The organism is Leeuwenhoekiella parthenopeia (assembly GCF_020782115.1).
Lineage (GTDB): Bacteria > Bacteroidota > Bacteroidia > Flavobacteriales > Flavobacteriaceae > Leeuwenhoekiella > Leeuwenhoekiella parthenopeia.
Genome location: NZ_JAJGMW010000028.1, coordinates 17,941 through 41,407 on the forward strand (window position 1 = coordinate 17,941; position 23,467 = coordinate 41,407).

The 23,467-nt window shown below is 42.9% G+C and carries 22 protein-coding genes; 17 read left to right on the plus strand and 5 right to left on the minus strand.

Annotated elements, in window-relative coordinates; genetic code table 11:
* Positions 1-336 precede the first annotated feature (336 nt).
* Both LLW17_RS16545 and LLW17_RS16550 read left to right on the plus strand, forming a co-directional pair.
* Positions 337-1,608, plus strand: a complete 1,272-nt coding sequence (locus LLW17_RS16545; protein ID WP_228231402.1) for a PQQ-dependent sugar dehydrogenase — start codon at positions 337-339, stop codon at positions 1,606-1,608.
* Positions 1,609-3,690: a TonB-dependent receptor family protein gene (locus tag LLW17_RS16550; RefSeq protein WP_228231403.1), complete on the plus strand. Its 2,082-nt coding sequence runs from the start codon at positions 1,609-1,611 to the stop codon at positions 3,688-3,690.
* 43 nt (positions 3,691-3,733) lie between these two features.
* Here LLW17_RS16550 and LLW17_RS16555 read toward each other — a convergent pair whose 3' ends face one another.
* The 3 genes from LLW17_RS16555 to LLW17_RS16565 all read right to left on the minus strand — a co-directional run bounded on the left by LLW17_RS16555 (position 3,734) and on the right by LLW17_RS16565 (position 6,231).
* A complete protein-coding gene (locus LLW17_RS16555) occupies positions 3,734-4,510 on the minus strand; it encodes a hypothetical protein (RefSeq protein ID WP_228231404.1) in 777 nt (258 codons plus the stop codon).
* 58 nt (positions 4,511-4,568) lie between these two features.
* On the minus strand, positions 4,569-5,021 hold the full coding sequence (gene coaD / locus LLW17_RS16560; protein ID WP_099647290.1) for a pantetheine-phosphate adenylyltransferase: 453 nt from the start codon (positions 5,019-5,021) through the stop codon (positions 4,569-4,571).
* 226 nt (positions 5,022-5,247) lie between these two features.
* Complete coding sequence (locus LLW17_RS16565) at positions 5,248-6,231, minus strand: D-alanine--D-alanine ligase (RefSeq protein ID WP_228231405.1); 984 nt, start codon at positions 6,229-6,231, stop codon at positions 5,248-5,250.
* A gap of 215 nt (positions 6,232-6,446) precedes the next feature.
* On the opposite strand from LLW17_RS16565, the gene LLW17_RS16570 reads away from it, so the two are divergent.
* The 9 genes from LLW17_RS16570 (at position 6,447) to LLW17_RS16610 (ending at position 14,823) form a co-directional block, all read left to right on the plus strand.
* Positions 6,447-7,100: a PASTA domain-containing protein gene (locus tag LLW17_RS16570; protein WP_228231406.1), complete on the plus strand. Its 654-nt coding sequence runs from the start codon at positions 6,447-6,449 to the stop codon at positions 7,098-7,100.
* Positions 7,069-8,121 carry an RluA family pseudouridine synthase gene (locus LLW17_RS16575; protein WP_434084792.1) on the plus strand — a complete coding sequence of 351 codons (1,053 nt, stop codon included), beginning with the start codon at positions 7,069-7,071 and terminating at the stop codon, positions 8,119-8,121. Before LLW17_RS16570 ends, LLW17_RS16575 begins: the two co-directional genes overlap by 32 nt.
* A gap of 27 nt (positions 8,122-8,148) precedes the next feature.
* Positions 8,149-8,340 carry a hypothetical protein gene (locus LLW17_RS16580; RefSeq protein ID WP_228231407.1) on the plus strand — a complete coding sequence of 64 codons (192 nt, stop codon included), beginning with the start codon at positions 8,149-8,151 and terminating at the stop codon, positions 8,338-8,340.
* A 12-nt stretch (positions 8,341-8,352) separates the two neighbouring features.
* On the plus strand, positions 8,353-8,928 hold the full coding sequence (locus LLW17_RS16585) for a cob(I)yrinic acid a,c-diamide adenosyltransferase (protein WP_228231408.1): 576 nt from the start codon (positions 8,353-8,355) through the stop codon (positions 8,926-8,928).
* A 147-nt stretch (positions 8,929-9,075) separates the two neighbouring features.
* Positions 9,076-9,297 (plus strand): DUF2795 domain-containing protein, encoded by a 222-nt coding sequence (locus tag LLW17_RS16590; RefSeq protein ID WP_028374482.1) that lies wholly within the window; start codon positions 9,076-9,078, stop codon positions 9,295-9,297.
* A gap of 232 nt (positions 9,298-9,529) precedes the next feature.
* Positions 9,530-12,892 carry a preprotein translocase subunit SecA gene (secA, locus tag LLW17_RS16595; protein WP_228231409.1) on the plus strand — a complete coding sequence of 1,121 codons (3,363 nt, stop codon included), beginning with the start codon at positions 9,530-9,532 and terminating at the stop codon, positions 12,890-12,892.
* 163 nt (positions 12,893-13,055) lie between these two features.
* Positions 13,056-13,418 carry a DUF3140 domain-containing protein gene (locus LLW17_RS16600; RefSeq protein ID WP_228231410.1) on the plus strand — a complete coding sequence of 121 codons (363 nt, stop codon included), beginning with the start codon at positions 13,056-13,058 and terminating at the stop codon, positions 13,416-13,418.
* A gap of 61 nt (positions 13,419-13,479) precedes the next feature.
* Positions 13,480-13,956 (plus strand): DUF4199 domain-containing protein, encoded by a 477-nt coding sequence (locus tag LLW17_RS16605; protein WP_228231411.1) that lies wholly within the window; start codon positions 13,480-13,482, stop codon positions 13,954-13,956.
* A gap of 45 nt (positions 13,957-14,001) precedes the next feature.
* The gene (locus tag LLW17_RS16610) at positions 14,002-14,823 is read left to right on the plus strand and encodes a Cof-type HAD-IIB family hydrolase (RefSeq protein ID WP_228231412.1); all 822 of its coding nucleotides are present in this window, start codon (positions 14,002-14,004) and stop codon (positions 14,821-14,823) included.
* A 142-nt stretch (positions 14,824-14,965) separates the two neighbouring features.
* Here the strand turns inward: LLW17_RS16610 and LLW17_RS16615 are convergent, their stop codons facing one another.
* On the minus strand, positions 14,966-16,285 hold the full coding sequence (locus tag LLW17_RS16615) for an ABC1 kinase family protein (RefSeq protein WP_228231413.1): 1,320 nt from the start codon (positions 16,283-16,285) through the stop codon (positions 14,966-14,968).
* 8 nt (positions 16,286-16,293) lie between these two features.
* Positions 16,294-16,980, minus strand: coding sequence for a TetR/AcrR family transcriptional regulator (locus LLW17_RS16620; protein ID WP_228231414.1), 687 nt, complete (start codon positions 16,978-16,980; stop codon positions 16,294-16,296).
* A 198-nt stretch (positions 16,981-17,178) separates the two neighbouring features.
* Here LLW17_RS16620 and htpG point away from each other — a divergent pair, with 198 nt between their 5' ends.
* The 6 genes from htpG to LLW17_RS16650 all read left to right on the plus strand — a co-directional run bounded on the left by htpG (position 17,179) and on the right by LLW17_RS16650 (position 23,395).
* Entirely contained in the window at positions 17,179-19,068 is a 1,890-nt protein-coding gene (htpG, locus tag LLW17_RS16625; protein ID WP_228231415.1) for a molecular chaperone HtpG, read from the plus strand.
* 177 nt (positions 19,069-19,245) lie between these two features.
* Positions 19,246-20,646, plus strand: coding sequence for a nicotinate phosphoribosyltransferase (locus LLW17_RS16630; RefSeq protein ID WP_228231416.1), 1,401 nt, complete (start codon positions 19,246-19,248; stop codon positions 20,644-20,646).
* 2 nt (positions 20,647-20,648) lie between these two features.
* The gene (locus LLW17_RS16635; protein WP_228231417.1) at positions 20,649-21,149 is read left to right on the plus strand and encodes a hypothetical protein; all 501 of its coding nucleotides are present in this window, start codon (positions 20,649-20,651) and stop codon (positions 21,147-21,149) included.
* 48 nt (positions 21,150-21,197) lie between these two features.
* On the plus strand, positions 21,198-21,806 hold the full coding sequence (gene pncA / locus LLW17_RS16640) for a bifunctional nicotinamidase/pyrazinamidase (protein ID WP_228231418.1): 609 nt from the start codon (positions 21,198-21,200) through the stop codon (positions 21,804-21,806).
* 204 nt (positions 21,807-22,010) lie between these two features.
* On the plus strand, positions 22,011-22,622 hold the full coding sequence (locus LLW17_RS16645; RefSeq protein WP_228231419.1) for an SET domain-containing protein: 612 nt from the start codon (positions 22,011-22,013) through the stop codon (positions 22,620-22,622).
* Positions 22,623-22,675: 53 nt separating this feature from the next.
* Positions 22,676-23,395, plus strand: a complete 720-nt coding sequence (locus LLW17_RS16650) for a DUF429 domain-containing protein (RefSeq protein WP_228231420.1) — start codon at positions 22,676-22,678, stop codon at positions 23,393-23,395.
* The last annotated feature ends 72 nt before the right edge of the window (positions 23,396-23,467 follow it).

Below are 23,467 nucleotides of genomic sequence, written 5' to 3' on the forward strand. Positions count from 1 at the left end.
GAATTTTAAAAGGTATTAGTACAAAAAAGACAAGCTTTTGACGTTTTGCATCCTTCTAAACATCAACTCGGCCGTCATCTTGAGCGCTTATTTTGGTAATTAGTCTACACTAAATGCTCTCGACTGCACTTCAACAAGCTCAGTGTGACACGCTCGACCTGAAAGTAAACCACATGTTATGATGCAGTATACTTCATAGCTTAATTTTCAGTTGAATCTAAAAACGCTCACAAGGTAGCTTTTAACAGAAACAGCTCCAGCCGTTAAACTTATACTAATCTCCTGCGCGAAAAACCCGGGGGATATGAAAAACTTTAATTTCGTAAAAAACTACCTATGAATAAATTATTCTACACACTAGCCTTAGCAGTCGCTTTTACAGCCTGTAAAAATGATAAAAAGGTTTCTGAAGAGACCAAAGAAGATCTTGCCGATAACGGCAGCGTCACGGTTGAAACCACAGTAGGACCTTTAGAACTTCCTGCTCCCTTTGCTTCCGAATCGGTTACCAAAGAAAGCAAGGTGGTCGCCTGGCCCGAAGGCAAGACTCCCGTAGCCCCTGAAGGTTTTACAGTAACCCGCTTTGCAGATGAGCTGCAGCACCCGCGATGGACCTACGTAGCTCCCAATAACGACATTTTCGTAGCCGAATCAAATACCCGAAACAGCGCCAATCAAATCACCCTCCTTCGCGATACCAACAGCGACGGAAGCGTTGATGAACGTTTTGTATTTAAAGATGGGCTCAATCAGAATTTTGGGATGCTGGTTCTTAGTGACTATTTCTACATCGCCAATACCGATGGACTTTACCGTTACCCGTATACCGAAGGTCAAACCAAACTGGAAGGCGAAGGCGAGAAAATCGTTGAACTTTCGGCCAGCGGTTACAACAACCACTGGACGCGTAATATCATCACCAACGAAGCTAAAGACAAAATATACATTTCGGTAGGTTCTGCCAGTAACGTGGGCGAACAGGGAATGGAGAAAGAAGAGCGACGTGCGGTAATTTTAGAAGTAAACCCCGACGGAAGCGGCGAAATCACCTATGCTTCGGGATTGAGAAATCCTGTGGGCATGGACTGGAACCCGGTTACCGGCGAACTTTGGACCGCCGTAAACGAGCGGGATGAATTGGGAAACAATCTGGTTCCTGATTATGCGACCAGTGTCAAAAAAGGCGGCTGGTACGGATGGCCGTACAGCTATTATGGCCAGATTAATGATCCACGTTGGGAAGAAGACCCGCATCAGGATCTGGTAGACAAAGCCATTGTTCCCGATGTGCCCTTGGGATCCCATACCGCCTCTTTAGGATTTACCTTTTACACCGGAAATAAGTTTCCGGCTGAATATCAAAACGGAGCTTTTGTTGGGCAGCATGGCTCGTGGAATCGCGAACCCTTCTCGGGCTATAAAGTGGTCTTTATTCCATTTGAAAACGGAAAGCCAAAACCGGCTGTTGATTTCCTTACCGGTTTTATCCCCGATGAAAACGGAAACGAAGTTTATGGTCGCCCGGTTGCAACTACCGTTGCTCCTGATGGCTCCCTGCTGGTTAACGATGACGACAGCGGTATAATCTGGAGGGTTTCAGCAAACTAGATGAAAAACCTCCTGCTGCTCTGTACCTTATTGGTTACGTCCCTTGGCTTTTCTCAGGAAGAAACAGCGACCGACTCGTTGACCCAACGCAATACCTTAGGCGAAATCCTGATTACCGCAACCCCGGTTCAAAACCAACTGCAGCGCATTCCGGCGGCAGTGGCTGTAATTACCGCCCAAAATTTAGAGCGGGGTGATCAGCTTTCGGTAGCTAATGAGATCAACAAAATTCCCGGAATACAGATGCAGCAGGGTGCTCTGAACACCAGCCGCATCAGCATTCGCGGTCTGGGTGCACGCAGTCAATACTCCACAAACCGGGTAAAGGCGTATCTTGAGGGTATTCCGCTTACTACCGGCGAGGGAGAAACTACTCTTGAAGATTTAGACCTCAGCCTCATCCAAAACATAGAAATCATCAAAGGCCCCGCGAGCAGCAGTTACGGCGCGGGTTTGGGAGGAGCGATGCTGCTTTCGGTTATCAAACCCAAAAAACCGGGTTTTTCGGTGCGTTCAAATGCGATGACGGGTTCGTACGGACTTTTTAAGACGGGGGTATCGGGCTTGTATGCAGATGAGCAAACACAGGGATTTATAAGCTACAACCACCTGGAAAGCGACGGTTTTCGGGATAACAGCGGGTATAACCGCAACAGTATTACGGCTTATGCCAAAACCCAGCTTAACGAAGTTTCAAGCCTTAGTTTTTTTGGGAATTATATCCGTCTCAAAGCCTACATTCCAAGTTCGATAAACGCTAATGATTTTAGGGAAGCTCCGCAAAAAGCTGCATTTACCTGGGCGCAGGCCCAGGGTTATGAATCCTACGATAAAATTTTGGCAGGTCTGTCTTACGACTGGCAAATAAACGCTCAAAACCGCTGGACTACCAGCCTATTTACCAATACCCGCGACGGCTATGAGCCAAGACCTTTTGATATTCTGGACGAAAACAGCCTTGCTTTCGGTATACGCAGCAATCTGAATTCTGAATTTTCGATTTTTCAGCTAAACGCGAAAAGCAGCATTGGCGTAGAATATTTTGATGAACACTATAAAGCCGAATTGTTTGAGAATAACTACGAAAGCAATCCGGGTAACGGAAGCATTCAGGGAAACCGCTTTGCTGATCAGGAACAGGACCGAAAATACCTGAATCTTTTCGCCCAAATACAACTAAAATTTACAGAACGGCTTACGGGAGATTTCGGCCTTAATTACAACCACAGCCGTTATATTCTGGATGATATCTTAAACGAAAACGGCACAGACAATTCGGGCACCTATACCTATCCCCGCATCTTTTTACCTCAGGCGGGTGTGACCTACGAGGCTTTTACCGATAAGTTTATCTACGCGACCGTTGCCCGTGGTTTTTCACTGCCCACGGTTGCCGAAACCCTGACACCCGAAGGCGCCATCAATCCCGAAATCAAACCCGAAACCGGCGTAAATTATGAGCTCGGTTTTAAAGGGCAATGGTTACAAAAACGGCTCTATACCGAAGTAGCATTCTACACGGTGCAGGTTGACAACCTGCTGGTGGCAGAACGTGTGGGCAATGATCAGTACGTAGGCCGCAACGCCGGAAAAACCGATCACAACGGTGTAGAATTTTTCGCACAATACCGGGATTATATAGGTGAAAACCTGATGCTTCAGCCCTACGCATCTGTAGCGCTAAACGACTATTCCTTCGAAAAATTCACAGACCGGGACGTCGATTACAGCGGCAATGATCTTACCGGCGTCGCAGACCGGGTGATTAATTTGGGACTTGATCTATCGTGGAAAAGCTGGAGCTTCAATACCAATTACCGCCATACCGGAAGCATTCCGCTTGATGATGCAAATAGTATTTACAGCGATTCGTATAATGTGGTGAATCTGCGTAGCGATTATGCTTTTGAGTTGGGCAAGACTTTAGACCTGAATGTATTTGGAGGCATCAACAATCTGTTTGATGCAGACTATGCCGCACAGATTTTACCCAATGCGACCGGTTTTGGAGGCAGTTTACCCCGATATTACTATCCCGGCGAACCGATTAATTTTTACCTGGGACTGAATTTTCAATTCTAAATTCAGAATTCAGAATTATTGAATAACCCAATAATCAATAACTTCAATTACTCCCGGGTTTCGCCAGCCCCTCTTGCTTAAACTTTTTAATTTCGGCATTAAAGCTTTCGCTAAGGGCAAGAAGTTCTTTCAACAGATCGAGTTGGTGCTCGGTTTCGAGCAGGATTCCATCCAGATTTACCGCGCCCACATATTCAAAAAAGAGATTTTGATATTCGGCTTCGATCTTGAGCTGTTCCCTTAAAAACTTCTGATCAAAATAGGCGTCAGTAGCAAATAACTGCTGCATGCGTTCATACGAGATCACTCCGTAATCCTTTTCCTTTTTGGAGGGATCTTTTTTAAACAAGCTTGCAAAGCGTTTGGCCAACATTATAAAATCGATACCCTGAGAAGTGTATTGCGGGCGGTAAGCCTGTGGATTGAGCTGATAATCTCTTTTGACCAGGTCATTAACCTTGGCTGTATATTCCTCCTGATTGAATTCTTTGGGCTTCGGCGCTTCGGTTAGGCGTACTTCGTCAAGTTCGTTGAGATTTTCATTTAATGCAACCACCCAGCGTTGCTCGAGTTGCTCTTGTTCCACAATAAAAACCTGAGTTTCCATAAAAGGTGCGCTAAACACCAGCGAATCATTCAGGCGGGCTGCGATACTAAAATCGCCCGCATCGGTAGTAACGGTCGACTTCTTTTGGGTGCGGTTTTCCACCAAAACACCCGGAACACGCTTATCGCCGGCATAAACCTTACCCGAGGTATTTTGCGCTTTCGCGGCTGCGAAAATCAAAAAAGTAACAAGAAAAATAAGGTTTTTGATCATAGATAAATGGTGTAGGCTTACTCTAAAGACCTGACTAGTGCACTTGCGTTGCAGTTTTCTAAATACGCACAGCATCAGGCACAAGCCCGGTGTAATCCCCACCATTGCGAATAACGTCGCGCACAATTGAAGACGAAATATAACTCTTACCCGAAGAGGTGAGTAAAAACACAGTCTCAATCTGCGCCAGTTTTCGGTTGGTATGGGCAATGGCCTTTTCAAACTCAAAATCCGCCGGATTGCGCAAACCGCGCAGAATAAAGCCGGAGTCGGTTTTGTTACAAAAATCTACGGTAAGCCCTTCGTAGGTCATCACCTTAATGCGGGATTCGTCTTTAAATGATTCCTTTAAAAAGTGTTCGCGTTGCTCAAGCGTAAACATGTATTTCTTTTCGGCATTAACCCCTATGGCGAGAATGATCTCATCAAAAAGTTTGAGCCCACGCTCAATGATGTCGTAATGACCTAAGGTAAGGGGGTCAAATGATCCTGGAAATACTGCGCGTTTCATAAATAGGAATTCAAAATTCAAGGTTGAATATTAAAAGTACAAAAACAAGTGCGTTTAAATCTGTTTACGGTTTAAGGTTTACGGTTACTTCAAGCTTGAAAACCGTTGAACCGTGGAAAACTTTAATCGTTTAGGTATTTTAAACACCTTACTCTGACCTTTATGATAATAATTCAGAACCAATAAGTTTAAAATAAAAACTGCCTACTGAGACTGCCTGCTGAGACTATCTTCTGTTAATCGCCTGTTGAATAACGTTATCAAATAAATCTGAAAGCGAAATCCCCGCAACCTTTGCCTGCTGTGGGATGATACTTGCCGGACTAAGGCCCGGAGTGGTGTTGACTTCCAGAAAATGCGGTTCTCCGTTATGGAAAATAAATTCAGCACGGGTAAGTCCCTTCAGCTTTAGAATTTTAAACACGCGTTCTGCTTCACGCTGTACCGCATCGGTCTGCTCTGGTGAAATGCGTGCCGGTGTAATCTCCTGAGACTTTCCGGCATATTTGGCCTCGTAGTCAAAGAAGTCATTCTCGCTCACAATTTCGGTGACCGGCAGGGCCGTGATTTTTCCGTTATAATTGATCACACCCACAGAAACTTCGGTACCTTCTAAAAAGGATTCGATAATGATCTCATCGTCTTCCTTAAACGAATTTTCCAGCGCTGCTTCCAGATCTTCCGCAGCATAAACCTTCGAAACCCCAAAGCTGCTCCCCGCTTTATTCGCTTTTACAAAACACGGCAAGCCCACTTTACTGATGATTTCTTCGGCATTGATGGCATCGCCCTGATTGATAAAATAATTGGTTGCTGTTTTAATTCCGTAAGCCCTAAGCACACTGATACAATCGCGTTTATTAAACGTTAGCGCAGCTTCATAATAATTGCAGGCCGTCTGCGGAATATTAAGCAGACCTAAATACGCCTGAATGCGCCCGTCCTCACCGGGAGTACCATGAATGGTATTAAACACGCAGTCAAACTTGATTTTTGTCCCATCAAGCGTTATCGAAAAATCGCTTTTATCTACTGGAATGGGTTTATGATCGGGGTGCGTACAATGCCACCCGTCTTTTAAAATGGAAATAGGATAAACGGTATATTTTGAAGGGTCGAGGTGTTTGCAAACGGTATTGCCACTCATCTGTGAAATTGCAGCTTCACTTGAATAACCACCCATCAGGACCGCAATAGTTAACTTAGACATAGTAAAACGAAAGCTTAACGTTAGGTATTCTTTACGGCTCCAAAGAACGCCAATTTTAGAATAAATAGGCAAAAAAAATGATTGTAATTGAGCTTCAGCCTAAATTAAGTTAAGTTTGCAAACGCATTAAGACTCCCTGAATAAAGCGCACATACGTTTTAGAACAGGTTGTCGTTTTTAACTAAAACAAAGAGCTCTCAGGAGCACAGGTATATATGGGATTTTTTAAATTTTTATTCAGTAAAACCTTTTTAAAACAACTGCTGTTAGCGGTACTGGTTTTAGTGGTTTTAGGCTTTGGCATACTATTTTGGCTAGACAGTTCTACCAACCACGACCAGCGTATTGCAGTACCAGACCTCAGCAAGATGACTTTAAGTCTGGTAGAGCAGGAACTCGAGAATGCCGATTTGCGCTATGTGGTGATTGACTCCTCAAACTTTAATCCCGACTATCCCCGGTATTCGGTAATCGAACAAAACCCGGCACCTGGTAAATTTGTAAAGGAAGACCGAAAGATCTATCTCGTACTCAACCCATCGGGCTATAGGGAAATTACGCTACCCCAATTGGTAGGCCGTACCCAGCGCCAGGTAGAACCTACGCTTTTGGCTTTAGGTTTCAGAATAGGCAAAATAGACTACCGCGATCACATCTCTGAAGACGAAGTGCTGGAGCTGCGCCACGACGGGAAAACCTTAAAAGAAGGCGATGCCCTTCGCAAAACTTCGGTAATTGACCTGGTGGTGGGCAATGGTGAAGGCCGGTATATTCCTGAGGATAGCGAGTCTATGGATACCTATGACGAGGATTACGTTCCTGAAGATGAATTTATGGATGAGCAAGCTACAGACGATGCAGGAATTTAAAACCGAAGATCCCGAAGAAGGAGACGACGACCTGTACGAGCATTACAGCTTTACTGCGGGGAAAGGACAAGAACCGCTGCGTGTAGATAAATTCCTGATGAATTTTATCGAAAAAGCGACCCGAAATAAAATACAGCAGGCCGCCAAAAATGGAAACATTGAAGTTAACGGTACGGTCGTTAAGCAAAATTATAAGGTAAAAGCCGGCGATGTCGTTCGGGTTTTGTTTGAACACCCGCCCTACGAGTTTTTACTTACGCCCGAAAACATTCCGCTTGACATTGTTTATGAAGATGACACCCTTTTAGTGGTCAATAAACCGGCCGGAATGGTGGTGCATCCCGGTCACGGGAACTACAGCGGTACGCTTATCAATGCACTGATTTATCATTTCGAAAATTTACCCGAAAACAGCAGCGGGCGCCCCGGTTTGGTACATCGTATTGATAAAGACACCAGTGGCTTGCTCGTTGTGGCAAAGACCGAAGAAGCCATGACCCATCTGGCCAAACAGTTTTTTGACAAGACCAGCGAGCGCGAATACATCGCAATCGTCTGGGGTAATGTGGAAGCAGACAGCGGCACAGTAGAAGGTCATATAGGCCGCCATCCCAAAAACCGACTGCAGAATACCGTTTATGAAGACGGTTCGCAGGGTAAAGAAGCCGTAACGCATTATAAAGTAATTGAGCGCCTGGGTTATGTCACTTTAATAAGTTGCAAGCTGGAGACCGGGCGAACACATCAGATTCGCGTGCATATGAAACACATAGGTCATACGCTTTTCAATGACGCACGCTATGGCGGTGATGTCATCCTTAAAGGAACGACCTTCAGCAAATACAAGCAGTTTGTAGAAAATTGCTTTACCATTTTACCCAGACAGGCCCTACACGCCAAAACCCTGGGATTTGAACATCCTAAAACCGGTGAATGGTTGCGTTTTGACAGTGCATTGCCCGAGGATATGGTTGCCTGCATTGCAAAATGGAATACATACGCCAGGCACGCCATGGAATAAGCAAATCTGTTTCAATACCTTTGCCCTATGTTTGATTTTATACCCGAAAGTTTACAGCCTGTTTTAATCATTGTAATTCTTGCCGTGCTCTTTTTTGCCGTAATGGCAAATAACCGCAAAAACCAAAGCAAGCTGCGCGAGCACAAGAAGCGTAACTTTAGGGCAGATTATCAAAGGCGTAAAGCAGAGCGCAAACAATCGCGCGAAGACCAGTCTTAAAAAAACACACCTGTGAAAATTTATACAAAAACGGGAGACGACGGTACTACAGCTCTTTTTGGCGGTACCCGCGTTTCTAAACATCACATACGCATCGACAGCTACGGTACGCTTGACGAACTCAATTCGCACCTGGGTTTGCTGCGCGACCAGGACATAGATGCTTCCAGCAAGTCTATGCTGCTTAAAATTCAGGAAAAACTTTTTGTAATTGGGGCTATTCTGGCCACAGATCCTGAAAAGGAAACCCTGAAAAACGGCAAAAAAAGGCTCGACATCAAGCGCATTTCAGACGAGGACATCAATCTGCTGGAAGCTGAAATGGATAATATGGACGAGACCCTCCCTCCTATGACGCATTTCATCTTACCGGGCGGACATCAGACCGTGTCATTCTGTCACGTAGCCCGATCGGTTTGCCGTAGAGCAGAGCGCTTAGCTACAGCACTTTACCAGCACAGCCCTTTTGAAGCAAATGCCTTAAAATACCTAAACCGCCTATCTGACTACCTATTTGTACTGGCACGTTTCTTGTCAAAACAGCTACAGGCAGAAGAAATTAAATGGATTCCCGAAAAGGAGAATTAAACATTTGATATTTGATAAAAATGTCTTTAACGCCAATAATTACAGGTAGTTATAAACGTTCTTAAAAATAGTTTTGAAATAATTGATTATTTACTTGGTTATTACGTTAATAAATTTATTTTTGCAAAAAATTAAACACGTTAACTTATGTACTGGACATTAGAACTAGCTTCGCACCTGAGTGACGCACCCTGGCCTGCAACCAAAGATGAATTGATTGATTATGCGATTAGAACGGGAGCACCTTTAGAGGTTGTAGAAAACTTGCAGTCTATGGAAGACGAAGGTGACTCGTATGATTCTATCGATGAGATATGGCCAGACTATCCGTCTGATGACGATTACCTCTGGAATGAGGATGAATATTAATAGTTACCTCGGGTAAAGCATTTAAAAGTCTCGCATTGAGGCTTTTTTTTTGCTTAAATTTGAACCCGTTTAAGAACAAAACAGCTTTGCTTTAAGCAGGCAAAACGAATATAAACAAACACCCGGCATTTCACCAGATTGCCGAGTAGAACATACGGCCTCGGGCCGGGCTATAAGAGATTAATAAACCGGGCAGGTGTAACCAGACGCTCCGGAAAAACACAAACCAGTTATGGGATTATTAGACAAAGTTTTAAAGGTTTTTGTAGGTGACAAATCAAAACAGGATGTTGCTTCCATTCAGCCTATTGTAGATAAAATCAAAAGTTTTGAAGCGGAATTAGAAAAACTCTCTCATGACGAACTTAGAGCCAAGACTACAGCTTTTAAAGCAAAAATCGCCGATGCGCTTGCAGACAACAATGCCGAACGCCTCAAACTGGAGGCCGAAGCCGATGAAACCGAAGATATTGACCGTAAAGAAGAAATCTACGCCAGCATCGATAAACTGAAAGACGACGCCTACGCAATCAGCGAAAACATCTTAAATGAAATTCTCCCCGAAGCATTTGCAGTCGTTAAGGAAACCGCCAAGCGCTTCTTCCACAATGAAACCATAACCGTTACCGCAAGCGCCTTTGATCGCGAACTGAGCGCTGAAAAAGACTTCGTTACCCTTGAAGGCGACAATGCCCTTTGGTCAAACAGCTGGGATGCCGCAGGTAAGCCCATCACCTGGGATATGATTCACTACGATGTGCAGCTCATAGGTGGTGTGGCGATGCATCAGGGTAAAATTGCAGAGATGCAGACCGGTGAAGGTAAAACCCTTGTAGCTACCCTTCCGGTGTATTTAAATGCTCTTACCGGCAAAGGGGTTCACCTGGTAACCGTAAACGACTATCTGGCTAAGCGGGATAGCGCCTGGATGGCACCGCTGTTCAACTTTCACGGACTTACCGTAGACTGTATTGATTATCACAGACCCAATTCCGCAGCGCGCCGCAAAGCGTATGCCGCAGACATCACCTACGGTACCAATAACGAATTCGGTTTTGACTACCTGCGTGATAATATGGCACACGCGCCAAATGATCTGGTACAACGCGAGCACAACTACGCCATCGTCGATGAGGTCGACTCGGTGTTAGTTGATGATGCCCGTACGCCGCTTATTATTTCAGGACCGGTACCTAAAGGCGATCAGCACGAATTTGATGCCTTAAAACCAAAAATTGAAAGCCTGGTTAACATGCAGCGTCAAAATCTCACCGGAGTATTGGCAGAAGCCAAAAAATTAATCGCTGCCGGAGACACCAAAGAAGGAGCGATCTTATTGCTTCGCGTATACCGCGGTCTCCCGAAAAACAAAGCGCTTATTAAGTATTTGAGTGAAGAAGGAATCCGCCAGTTGCTTCAGAAAACTGAAAATCATTATATGCAGGATAACAATCGCGAAATGCACGTGATTGATGCTGAATTGTACTTCACCATTGATGAGAAAAACAATCAAATAGAACTTACCGATAAAGGTATCGAACACCTTTCCGGAAAAGACGATCCTAATTTCTTCGTCATGCCCGAAATGGGAATGGAAATCAGTAAGATTGAAAACGCGAATCTTACTCCTGAAGAAGAAGCTCAGAAAAAAGAAGAACTGTTCCGTGAGTTTAGCATCAAGAGTGAGCGTATTCACACCATGAACCAGTTGCTTAAAGCCTATACCCTGTTTGAAAAAGACACGGAGTATGTGGTGATTGACAACAAGGTGAAAATTGTTGATGAGCAAACCGGTCGTATTATGGACGGGCGTCGTTACAGCGATGGTCTGCACCAGGCGATTGAAGCAAAAGAAAATGTGAAAATTGAAGATGCTACCCAGACTTTTGCAACCGTAACCCTTCAGAATTACTTTAGAATGTACCGCAAACTCAGTGGTATGACCGGTACTGCGGTAACCGAAGCCGGTGAATTATGGGAAATCTACAAACTGGATGTGGTAGAAATCCCAACCAACCGCCCTATTGCCCGTGACGATAAAGACGACAAGGTTTACAAAACCAAACGCGAAAAATACAATGCGGTTATTGACGAAGTACAGAATCTGGTAGAGCAAAACAGACCGGTACTTATTGGTACCACTTCGGTAGAAATATCGGAATTGCTAAGCCGTATGCTTTCGCTTCGCAAAATCAACCACAACGTGTTGAACGCGAAACTGCATAAAAAAGAGGCCGACATTGTTGCTGATGCCGGTAACTCCGGTCAGGTAACCATCGCCACTAACATGGCTGGTAGGGGTACCGATATTAAATTAAGTAAGGCGGTAAAAGAAGCCGGTGGTCTTGCCATTATAGGTACCGAACGCCACGACTCCCGCCGAGTTGACCGCCAGTTGCGTGGTCGTTCGGGACGTCAGGGAGATCCGGGTAGTTCGCAATTCTACGTATCGCTTGAAGATAACCTGATGCGCCTTTTTGGTTCTGAACGTATTGCCAAGATGATGGACCGCATGGGGCTAAAAGAAGGCGAAGTGATTCAGCACGGAATGATTTCAAAATCTATAGAACGCGCTCAGAAAAAGGTGGAAGAAAACAACTTTGGGGTACGTAAGCGACTGCTGGAGTATGATGATGTGATGAACGCCCAGCGCGAAGTGATTTACAAGCGTCGTTACCATGCTTTATTTGGAGAGCGTTTGCGCGTAGATATCGCAAATATGATTTACGATACCTGTGAGCTGATTGCAGAGACCAATAAAATGGCTCAGGATTATAAGAATTTTGAGTTTGAATTGATCCGTTTCTTCTCGATGAGCAGTCCGGTTGAAGAAGCAGAATTTGCCAAGCTTTCTGCGAAAGATTTAGCGGTGCGTATTTATGACGCAGCATTGAAGCACTATCGTGAAAAAATGGAGCGCAATGCAGCTCTTGCTTTCCCGATTATCAGCAATGTATATGAGAATCCAAACAGCAACTACGAGCGTATTGTTGTACCGTTCTCTGACGGAAACAAAGAACTGAAAGTTGTGACTAACCTGAAAGAGGCCTATGAGTCTAAAGGTAAACAGCTGATCACCGATTTTGAGAAGAATATCACCCTTGCGATTATTGATGATGCCTGGAAAACGCATTTGCGTAAGATGGATGAATTGAAGCAAAGTGTGCAGCTGGCTGTTCACGAGCAGAAAGATCCGTTGCTCATTTATAAGTTTGAGGCTTTTGAACTTTTCAAGCAAATGATTGATCAGGTAAACAAAGATGTGATTTCGTTCCTGTTTAAAGGTGAATTGCCGGTGCAGCAGGAAAATCAAATCCGTGAGGCCCGTCAAATCCAGCAAACCGAGAAAACACAGACTTCTAAGGAAGAAATCCCGAATCTGGACGAGCGTGCGGCACAAAGTCGCGCTGCAAGCGGAAACACACAGCCGCAACGACAGCAAATCACCGAAACCATCACCCGTGAGCGCCCCAAAATAGGCCGTAATGATAAAGTAACTATCAAACACGTGATGAATGGGGAAAATAAAACTATGAAGTACAAACAGGCCATTCCGTTCTTAGATAAGGGCGACTGGGTGCTGGTAGAAGAATAGACGCATTCTTCCCAAATAATTCAGAAGCCCGAAGATTTTCTTCGGGCTTTTTTCTGCCTGAAATTCAATCGCTTACCCGCTACTAAATACTTAACACTAACTTAATATTGAGGTTTGTAGTGCTATTGCATAAACCTTATTTTCGCTCAAAATCTGAATCAAATTGTTTTCAAAAGAACGCCTGCATAACGAATTACTCAACGCGACAAATATGAACGCGGTAGAACTGCGCGCCTGGTTACGCACCGATATTGCGCCCATAACCGTAGCCAATTACAAAGACGCTCCATCGCTCGATTTGTCAAACAAACTGCTGCGTATTTTAATGAAAACAACAGACGAGCTTACCCGTACCGATTGCCTGATCATTCAAAGTGTACTGCAACGTATCAAATACCTGAAAGCTAACCGCTCCCGCGATTCCTTTTTGCGTTTAGACTGGGAAAACAGTCTGCGCAATCTGGGTTATGATCTCAAAAAAACCGGAACTAAAGCCACCAGACCGGAAGCATTTTATGAGCGCTAACCCAATCAAAATCAATGCTTCCTTATCTGAATTATAGTATCTTAGAGGCAAATTAAAAAAGATGTTTTCATACAGATTAGAGCTTAAATGGGCGGTGATTTATACGTTCTTCCTGTTTATCTGGATGATCTTTGAAGTCCAGATGGGATGGCATGATGAGGGTATTGCTCAACAGCATATCTATACTCTGTTTATCTTGATTCCTGCTACACTGATTTATTATCTGGCTCTTACCGATAAGCGCAATAACTTTTATGGCGGCATTATGAGCTACCGCCAGGGGTTTCTGGCCGGTCTGGTGATTACGCTATGCATCGCAGTTCTTGCAGCCCCTGCACAATACATCATCAGCACCTGGATCACACCCGATTATTTTGAAAATGTAAAGGAATATGCTGTGCAAACGGGCAAGACCACTCCCGAAGAAGCGGAGGCCTTATTCAACCTAAAAAGCTATATGATTCAGGCTGTCGCAGGTAGCCTGGCTGTGGGACTTATCTTTAGCGCGCTTCTACCACTTCTGGTAAAAAGGAAATAAGCATTTTAGCCTTTAGCTTTTTCATACAAAATGTATTTTTACGTTATGAATAAAGATCTTAAACTCATCTGCTCAGATATTGACGGCACCTTATTGAATGCCGATCGCGATATCGCCCCTGAAACGGCTTCCGCATTTAGCAAACTTCCAAAAGATTTTCCGGTGATCCTGGCTTCTTCAAGAATGCCTTCGGCTATGTATTACCTGCAGGAGAAAATTGGCCGTTATGGCAGTCCGCTTATTTGCTATAATGGCGCACTGGTTTTAGACGAAACTGGAAAGGCCCTGCAATCACACACGGTATCATTAGAACTTCTGAATACCATTATTGAGCATCACAAGGATTTCGATTATAACATCAGCACGCATTGCACCGATACCTGGCGCACCGAAAAAATGGATTACTGGACGATGCGTGAAATACGCAGCACCCGAATGCAACCCGTTTATGTGCCACTAAAAGACCTCATCGCTTCTCTTGAAGCCGTAGAGGAGCTTCCCCATAAAATCATGTGTATGGGATCTCCTAAAGCCCTGGACAGCCTTATTGAGCTTTTAAAGGAAAGACATCCCGATGAAGCACATTTATACCGCTCGAAAGATAGTTATGTCGAGATTTCAGCAAAAAATATTGATAAGAGTACTGCCTTAGAAGATTTGATAAGAAGCAAATACAATCTGGAATTGAGTAACGTTATGGCTTTTGGAGATAATTTTAACGACACCCAACTCCTCAAAAGAGCCGGTATGGGCGTAGCAATGGCCAATGCTGCTCAGGAAGTGAAAGATGCAGCAGACTTTGTGAGTGAGTACACAAACAAACAACATGCGGTGGCAAAAGCGATTGAAAAATTCTTAATACCGTAAACGCATACTGAGTTAGAAAAGTAATAGCAGCAAGCTTACAGTCTTTTTTTTCAAGTTTAGAGGTTTATCTATCGGGCTTGCAAAAAAAAAGAGGCACACTCCAACCAAAAAGTGCGCCTCTCAAACAACCTAACCAATAATCTTAAATATCGTTCTGAATATAATTCTTGTAATTATTCACTTTAATTTTTGCCCCCAGATCGTGCATCAGGTTATATAAACCGAAAAAGGTTCGGTTGATATAGAGAAAATGCTTGCTGCCACGATTACCATTCATTTTTCGAAGTTGGGTATCTTTTGAGTATTTATCACTCAAATCGGCTATTCTAGCAAAGAATGTCTCATCACTAAAATCAAACGTATCGAGGTGAAAGGGCTGAGTAAATAAACTCAGCATTTCGTGAAATAATTCGGAAAAGAATTTAAGTTCTTCAGGGGAATCCTCTTCGCGAAGTATTTCAAGTTCAAACATTTTCTCTGTAAAAACCTCGGGGTTATTAATATTTTCTGGGTTCGCCAGTTCAAAATAAGGCGTATAAAATTCTTCGGGCACCTGTTTAATGCAACCAAAATCTATGGCTATTAAATTGTGTTCCTTATCAACCAAAAAGTTACCGGGATGTGGATCTGCGTGCACCGCTTTCAGATGGTGCATTTGATACATATAAAAATCCCACAACGTCTGTCCTACCTGATCTGCAGCTGCTTTATCTGTATTGCGTGCCGTAAACTCACTCAGGTGCTCCCCTACCATCCAGTCCATCGTAATGATACGTTCACTGGAAAGTTCCGGGTAATACTGCGGAAACTTCAGATTTGGAATAACACTGCATTTTTCGGTTATTTCCTGACTCTGCTTGACTTCAAGGATATAATCAGTCTCTTCAAGAAGTTTGTCTTCAACTTCCTTAAAATACTTTTCTTTATCCTTTCCTTTTAAATTAAACATCCTGCTAGCGACCGGCTTCACTAGAGCCAGGTCGCTGCTGATGCTGTCTGCAACGCCGGGATATTGTATTTTCACAGCAAGTTTTTTCCCATCTTTCGTAGCCTGATGCACCTGTCCGATGCTGGCCGCATTAACGCTTTGGGTTGCAAACGTATCGTATAATTCTTCAGGATATTTATCTAAATAATTTTTAAAGGTCTTTCTAACTAAAGCCGCACTTAACGGAGGTACCGAAAACTGAGATAAAGAAAACTTTTCAACATACGCCTTCGGCAGGATGTTTTTTTCCATACTAAGCATTTGTGCAACTTTGAGTGCACTACCTTTCAAACTCTTAAGCCCGTCGTAAATGTCTTCTGCATTATCATCATCCAATTCTTCCCGGCTTAAATCTGAATTAAAAGCCTTTTTGCCATAATATTTGGCATAGTTACCACCAACCTTAATTCCGGTCTTGACGAGCTGTGAAGCACGCTGCAACTTGTTTGTGGGTATGTAGTCAATGGTTTTCATCTGTTGTTTTATGATTTTCTTGAAAAATTCTCTTTAAATAGAAATTTTCCAAAATCCAGTATACTTTCAAGCGGTGTTGTATTAAATACGTCAAAAATAGCGTTGACGGATTTCTCGATGGCTACATCTGTTTTTTCAAAGCGGGCCGAATTATCATCCATCCAGTATTTCAAAAGAAATAAGGTTTGTAACCAGGCACCTTCACTAAATATAGAAACCGGATTTTTGGTTAATCGTGAAGACTTTTCATCATTAGCCTGCTCGATGAGATCTCCGGCAAACTCCCGCACTTTCAATCGTAAGTCACGAAGCTGACCTAAACTTTTTAAACTGTCTTTCTGTTCGTGTAAAGCGAAAAGCACATAACTCCTATTAGCCGTCAACACCTCAAAAAAGGTGTAGAAGAAAGAAAGCATTTTCTCCCGGTTGGGATACATTTTATATTCCGGGTTCTTGTGTAATACCTGAATGGTGTTTTCGTAAAAAGCAATCCAAATCTCTTCGCGAATTCCCTGAAAGGATCCAAAGAAGTTGTAAAATTCACCTTCCTCAATCCCGTGATCTTTACAAAATTTAAATACCGAAGCAGGTCGCATACCATGTTCTAAAACATATTCCATATACATGGTCATTACATCACTTTTGGTAAGTGCTTGTTTTTTTGATTTTGCCGGTGTTGCTTTTTTCGCTGTCATAGTCTTAATCTTGCTTCGTAAAATTAATGTTGTTCAACCTTTTATCAAAACACTTAAACAAAATGTTACGTTAATGTTCTTTCAGAAAATTTGAAACTTGTGTCAGTTTGTCACAGGTAGTTATTTGGTATTTTTTTTGAAACCCTTGGTGTATCTATTATTAACTCAAATGCGCAATGCGCTTAAAATACACACACTATGTCCACAGGTAAAATAAATGTTGCTGTTGAAAACATTTTTCCGCTCATAAAAAAGTTTTTATACAGTGATCACGAAATTTTTCTACGTGAATTGGTTTCTAACGCGACCGATGCAACAATTAAACTGAAACACCTAACCAATATTGGCGAGGCTCAGGTAGATTACGGCAATCCCAAAATCGAAATCAAAATTGACAAGGATGCAAAAAAATTGCACATTATCGATCAGGGTATTGGGATGACCGAGGAAGAAGTGCAGAAATACATCAACGACATCGCTTTCTCGGGCGCCGAAGAATTTTTAGATAAATACAAAGATTCAGCTAAAGATAGCGGGATTATCGGGCACTTTGGATTAGGATTCTACTCTGCTTTTATGGTAGCCAGCAAGGTAGAAATCATCACCAAATCTTATAAAGATGAGCCGGCAGTACATTGGGTTTGTGATGGCTCTCCGGAGTTTGAACTCACTCCGGCTGACAAAACCGATCGCGGTACCGAAATCATCCTGCATATTGCAGAAGATTCAACCGAATTTCTCAAAGAGAGTCGCATTCGCGAGTTGTTAACCAAGTACAATAAATTTATGCCGGTGCCTATTAAATTTGGCACTAAAGAAGAAGAGCTTCCACTACCTGAAGATGCTGCTGAAGACGCAGAGCCCGAAACCAAAACGGTTGATAATATCATCAACAACCCCAATCCGGCCTGGACGAAACAGCCTACAGATCTTGAAGAGAAGGATTATAAAGAATTCTATCGCGAGCTCTACCCTATGCAGTTTGAAGAGCCGCTCTTCCACATTCATCTCAACGTAGATTACCCATTCAACCTAACCGGTATTTTGTATTTTCCGAGACTGGGCAGGGATATGAATATTCAGCGTGACAAGATTCAGCTGTATCAAAATCAGGTTTTCGTAACCGATAATGTAGAAGGTATAGTACCCGAATTTTTAACGATGCTACGCGGGGTTATTGATTCGCCAGATATTCCGCTTAACGTATCGCGCTCCTATTTACAGGCAGATGGTGCGGTTAAAAAGATATCAAGCTACATCACGCGAAAAGTTGCAGATAAGCTAAAATCCCTGTTTAACGAAGACCGTGCAGATTTTGAAAAGAAATGGGATGATATTAAAGTGGTGATTGAGTACGGTATGCTTAGCGAAGATAAATTCTTCGATAAGGCTGAAGCTTTTGCCCTCTACCCTACTGTTGACGGCAACTACTACACCTATCCTGAACTGGAAGAAAAGCTCAAAGAAAATCAAACCGATAAAGACGGTAAGTTGATTTTCCTTTACGCTTCAGATAAAGACGCACAGCACAGTTATATTGCTGCTGCCAAGGACAAAGGTTACGAAGTATTGTTGCTCAACTCGCCTATCGTTTCGCACCTGCTGCAGAAGCTCGAAACTTCAAAAGAAAACATCAGCTTTGTACGTGTAGATGGCGATGACGTTAATAACCTCATTAAAAAAGACGAGGAACACATCTCTAAACTTTCAGAGGAGGAAAAAGAAAGCCTGAAAAAACTGCTTGATGAGACCATTGCAGATAAAGCATATACGGTAAAACTCGAAGCCTTAGACAGCAACACGGCTCCATTCACAATTACGCAGCCTGAGTTTATGCGTCGTATGAAAGAAATGCAGGCCAGCGGTGGCGGTGGCGGCATGTTTGGAATGGGCAATATGCCAGATATGTACAACCTCGTTGTAAATACAAACAGCGAACTGGTAGGTGAAATCCTCAATACCAAAACCAAGAAAAAGCAGGAACGCCTCATAAGTCAGTCATTAGATTTGGCTCGTTTGTCTCAGGGCTTGCTTAAAGGCGAAGCTTTAACTAACTTTGTCAAACGCTCCTATGAGATGATTAAATAGGTAGTTAGATCGTAGATTTGAGAACCTTGATCTAGAAACCCTGACTTCATATTAAGAACCGCCCGATATCCGGGCGGTTTTTTTATGCTTTCGCCTTTCTAATCCTAACGTTTCTTTAACCTGCATCCCGCTTCTATTCTGGCTATTTTAGGTAACTTTCTACCTTTAAATATGACTATGTTTAACTTTACCGCTACCTATACAGACCTGTACCAGTTGAGCATGGCGCAGGTTTATTTTAATAAAAACGAAAATCAGCAGGCCGTTTTTGACTATTATTTTAGAAACCTTCCGTACAAGGGTGGCTATGCTGTTTTCGCAGGGCTGGAAATACTACTTCAGGTTATTGAAGAGCTTCGGTTTTCTGATGAGGATATCAACTATTTAAAAGGCCATGACTTTAAGGAAGATTTTTTAGATTACCTGAAAGATTTTCGCTTTAGCGGAAGCATCAGAAGTATGGCCGAAGGGGAAGTGGTTTTTCCCAATGCCCCTATTTTAGAGGTAGAAGCAAACCTCATCGAAGCCCAGATTATCGAAACCATTTTGCTCAACATACTCAACTTTCAGACCCTTATAGCGACCAAAGCGAGTCGCATACGCAACGTTGCTGGTAACAAGACCCTGCTCGATTTTGGTTTGCGACGGGCACAGGGTCCGGGTGGCTATTATGCTTCCAGAGCAGCGGTTATTGGTGGTTTTGACGGAAGCAGCAATGTGATTGCCGGCAGGGATTTTAACATCAGCATCAGCGGTACAATGGCACACGCTTTTGTGCAAAGTTATGATGAGGAGTTAAGTGCTTTCCGGGATTTTGCCAAACACCGCCCTAAAAATTGCGTGCTTCTGGTTGACACCTACGACACCCTCAAAAGTGGAGTACCCAATGCAATTACTGTAGCTAAAGAAATGGAAGAACGCGATCAAAAATTGCTGGCCATACGTCTGGACAGCGGGGATCTTGCCTATCTGGCAAAACGCAGCCGGCAAATGCTGGACGCAGCCGGCCTTAATTATGTAAAAATTGCAGCATCTAATCAGCTGGATGAGTACGTGATTCAAAGTTTACAGAATCAAAATGCTCCTATAGACATTTACGGTGTAGGCACCAATCTGGTGATTGGAAAACCCGATGGTGCTTTAGACGGGGTTTATAAACTGGCTTTTGCTAACGGAAAGCCTCGCATTAAAATTTCAGAAAGTATCTCTAAGGTGACACTTCCGCATAAAAAACAGGTCTTTCGTATGTTTACCGAGGAGGGTCATCTGGTAGGTGCAGATGCTGTAGCTCTTGAAGAAGAATGGCACCTCAACCGTATGCACCATCCGGTAGAACCCTTTAAAAATCTTACTTTGGCCAGCTTAAAGCAAAAACCAATGTTGCAAGCGGTAATGATTGAAGGTAAACGCACCTATCCCGAAAAATCCCTGGAAGAGATTACAGCATTCAGTAAAAAGCAGGTTGATGCCCTTCCGGAAGAATACAAACGCTTTGATAATCCGCATATTTACAAAGTGGGTATTAGTACCCAACTCAAACAGGAACGCGACAAGCTAATCGAACAACATAAAGAATAATTATGCAAAAACTTACTTTAATCCTATTTCTAGTTCTATCCTTCTCAAAACTTTCCGCTCAATCGGAAAATCAAAAAAACTATCTTACCAAGGAAGATAACACCATCTGGTTAGAATCTTTCAAGAAATTAGACTCAGAAGAGCTTCAGCTTCAATTCATAAGAGAAAAAATTTATAGTGATAGTATTTACAATGCCCCAAGACCGGGAATTTCGCACACCGGTTTATCTGATGAATCTAAAAAAAGTCTAAAAGACAGACAGGATTCACTACCTAAAGTAAACTCTGATTGTAAGATTTTAATGGCGTTGAATTCAGAAAAGAATAAGACCGAAATTGATTTGAAGAAAAATCCGGAATCAATAGAACTTGTCGAAAAACTCATTCCGCAAAATATTGAAAGTATTCAAATACTTGAAGGTGCCGAAGCTATGGTACTATACGGCTCACGTACCAGAGGGTGCGCCGTACTCGTTTTAAAAACCGTTAACGGCAAACGGTAAACCTAGCTTGCCTTCAGAAGAAACAACCTATTAAAAACCTACTAGTATATGAAAGCACTTCTTATCATAGATATGCAAAATGACTTTATGCCCGGCGGTGCTCTTGCTGTACCCGGCGGAGACCAGATTATTCCACTGGTAAACAAGCTGCAGGATAAATTTGATCTGGTCATCGCCACTCAGGACTGGCACCCTGAAAATCATTCCAGCTTTGCTGAAAACCACCACAATAAAAAGGAATTTGAGGTCATTGATCTCAATGGTATTAAACAGACCCTCTGGCCTGTACATTGCATACAAACAACAGACGGGGCAGATTTTCACCCCCACCTCAATGCCGGGCGCATCGAAGCCATATTTAGAAAAGGCACCAATGCGAAAATTGACAGCTACAGCGGCTTTTACGACAATGCTCATCAAAAGGCGACGGGACTCACCGGCTACTTAAAGGGAAAGGGCGTAACCTCTATTTATTTTTGTGGTCTTGCTGCCGAATATTGTGTGGGATTCTCGGTTCTGGATGCCCTGACCGAAGGTTTTAAGGCCACGCTCTTCGAAGATGCAACACGTGCTTTAAATGAAGCTGATTTTGAACAGATGAAACAGCGCATCCTTGAAAAAGGAGGACGCATTCGTTTAGCCGAAGACCTGTTTTAAAAAGTCCTCCTTAAAATTTAAAAGACCGCCTCATAGCGGTCTTTTTTTTGTGCTAAAAAATTAAATAATAGCGCCTTAACCATCATCTAAATAATTTTATCACATTTTAAAAATTATGAATTTTCAATTAAAAAAGTATTTACATTAGATGCGATTGTTGCACTTTAAACACCAACCAGAAAGGCGGTATTCCGCATAATTTTTATGATACACCCACATACTGAAATCCGGTTTATTAACGACCAAAAAGGTCACGGCGTTGTCGCGACCCAATTCATCCCGGCAGGAACAATTACCTGGGCCTTAGACAAACTCGATCGGGAGTTTAGCCCTGCCGAATTTCAAAAGCTCGATCCGCTTTATCAGCATATTCTGGACACCTATACCTACCGCAACAAAAATGGGAATATGGTGCTGTGCTGGGACAATGGCAGGTTTGTAAATCACAGTTTCAAATCCAATTGTTTAAGTACAGCTTATGATTTTGAGATCGCCATACGGGACATTCACCCTGGAGAAGAACTTACCGACGATTACGGCTATCTGAATGTCACCACTCCTTTTGAAGGAATTGACGAAGGCACTTCCCGGAAGGTGGTATATCCTGATGATTTATTGAATTATTCTGATATCTGGGATAAACAGCTACTCGAAGTTTTTCCGAATATTACAGAAGTTAATCAACCTTTGAAAAATTTGGTTTCTGAAGAGGTCTGGTTAAAAATAGAGCGCATCATTAGTGGAGATGCAAAAATGGCATCTATCGCCGAGAATTATTATCAACCCAAAGGCAGCAAGAAATCTGCTAAAGCTTAGTGCCTAAGCAACACCTACATTCGTGAGAAAATAGGTATTTTTGGCAAAAAGCTATGATTTTTGCTGGAATAGACGGCTGTAAAGCGGGTTGGTTACTAATCACCTATCAATCGGGGATTTATAATTGGCATATAGTCCCACACATTGATGAACTACCTCAATATACCGGAAAAATTGCCCGGGCGTGCATTGATATGCCCATAGGACTGGCCTCTGAAAAATTCCCGCGTACCATCGAGAAACGCTTACGTGCAGAATTGGGCAATCGCAGTTCAACCGTTTTTAGTGTCCCGGTGCGCGCTGCGGTGTATGAACCCGATCGCTACAGGGCAAAGCAAATAAATAGCGCACTTACCGGAAAAAGTATTTCGGAACAATCTTTAAATATCAAAGCTAAAATTTTGGAAGTTGATCAATTTGTGCACAAGAAGCCAGATTCACTGGTACTCATTGAATCACATCCGGAGCTCTGTTTTAAATATTTAAAAGGTAGTATTCTTCAGTCTAAAAAATCTGAAAAAGAGGGTATCGAAGAACGCCTTGAACTCATTGCCAGTTTTGATACAGATTGTGCATCGGTGTTTAAGACCATCCTTCAAAGTACATTGCGTAAACACGTAAAACCCGATGACATCACAGATGCACTGGTTCTCTGTCTGGCAAATCATCTCGGGGGACAAAAAAACTTCAACCTTCTGCGTGATTTAAATACCGAAGATGAATTGAAGACGCCTATCCAAATAGGCTACTATAATCCTCAAAATTTCCAATAAAAATCATTATTTTACGGCATTCCGTAAATGATTTAGGTTTGATAGGGCTATATTCGCAACTCCCTACTCAAT

Coding starts and splice junctions, on each gene's coding strand:
- LLW17_RS16635 (WP_228231417.1), top strand. CDS start 20,649: ATGCAAAAACTTACTTTAATCCTATTTCTAGTTCTATCCTTCTCAAAA.
- LLW17_RS16650 (WP_228231420.1), top strand. CDS start 22,676: ATGATTTTTGCTGGAATAGACGGCTGTAAAGCGGGTTGGTTACTAATC.
- LLW17_RS16570 (WP_228231406.1), top strand. CDS start 6,447: ATGGGATTTTTTAAATTTTTATTCAGTAAAACCTTTTTAAAACAACTG.
- LLW17_RS16565 (WP_228231405.1), bottom strand. CDS start 6,231: ATGTCTAAGTTAACTATTGCGGTCCTGATGGGTGGTTATTCAAGTGAA.
- LLW17_RS16615 (WP_228231413.1), bottom strand. CDS start 16,285: ATGAAAACCATTGACTACATACCCACAAACAAGTTGCAGCGTGCTTCA.
- LLW17_RS16550 (WP_228231403.1), top strand. CDS start 1,609: ATGAAAAACCTCCTGCTGCTCTGTACCTTATTGGTTACGTCCCTTGGC.
- LLW17_RS16590 (WP_028374482.1), top strand. CDS start 9,076: ATGTACTGGACATTAGAACTAGCTTCGCACCTGAGTGACGCACCCTGG.
- htpG (WP_228231415.1), top strand. CDS start 17,179: ATGTCCACAGGTAAAATAAATGTTGCTGTTGAAAACATTTTTCCGCTC.
- LLW17_RS16580 (WP_228231407.1), top strand. CDS start 8,149: ATGTTTGATTTTATACCCGAAAGTTTACAGCCTGTTTTAATCATTGTA.
- LLW17_RS16605 (WP_228231411.1), top strand. CDS start 13,480: ATGTTTTCATACAGATTAGAGCTTAAATGGGCGGTGATTTATACGTTC.
- LLW17_RS16575 (WP_434084792.1), top strand. CDS start 7,069: ATGAGCAAGCTACAGACGATGCAGGAATTTAAAACCGAAGATCCCGAA.
- LLW17_RS16645 (WP_228231419.1), top strand. CDS start 22,011: ATGATACACCCACATACTGAAATCCGGTTTATTAACGACCAAAAAGGT.
- LLW17_RS16555 (WP_228231404.1), bottom strand. CDS start 4,510: ATGATCAAAAACCTTATTTTTCTTGTTACTTTTTTGATTTTCGCAGCC.
- LLW17_RS16620 (WP_228231414.1), bottom strand. CDS start 16,980: ATGACAGCGAAAAAAGCAACACCGGCAAAATCAAAAAAACAAGCACTT.
- LLW17_RS16630 (WP_228231416.1), top strand. CDS start 19,246: ATGTTTAACTTTACCGCTACCTATACAGACCTGTACCAGTTGAGCATG.
- secA (WP_228231409.1), top strand. CDS start 9,530: ATGGGATTATTAGACAAAGTTTTAAAGGTTTTTGTAGGTGACAAATCA.
- LLW17_RS16610 (WP_228231412.1), top strand. CDS start 14,002: ATGAATAAAGATCTTAAACTCATCTGCTCAGATATTGACGGCACCTTA.
- pncA (WP_228231418.1), top strand. CDS start 21,198: ATGAAAGCACTTCTTATCATAGATATGCAAAATGACTTTATGCCCGGC.
- coaD (WP_099647290.1), bottom strand. CDS start 5,021: ATGAAACGCGCAGTATTTCCAGGATCATTTGACCCCCTTACCTTAGGT.
- LLW17_RS16545 (WP_228231402.1), top strand. CDS start 337: ATGAATAAATTATTCTACACACTAGCCTTAGCAGTCGCTTTTACAGCC.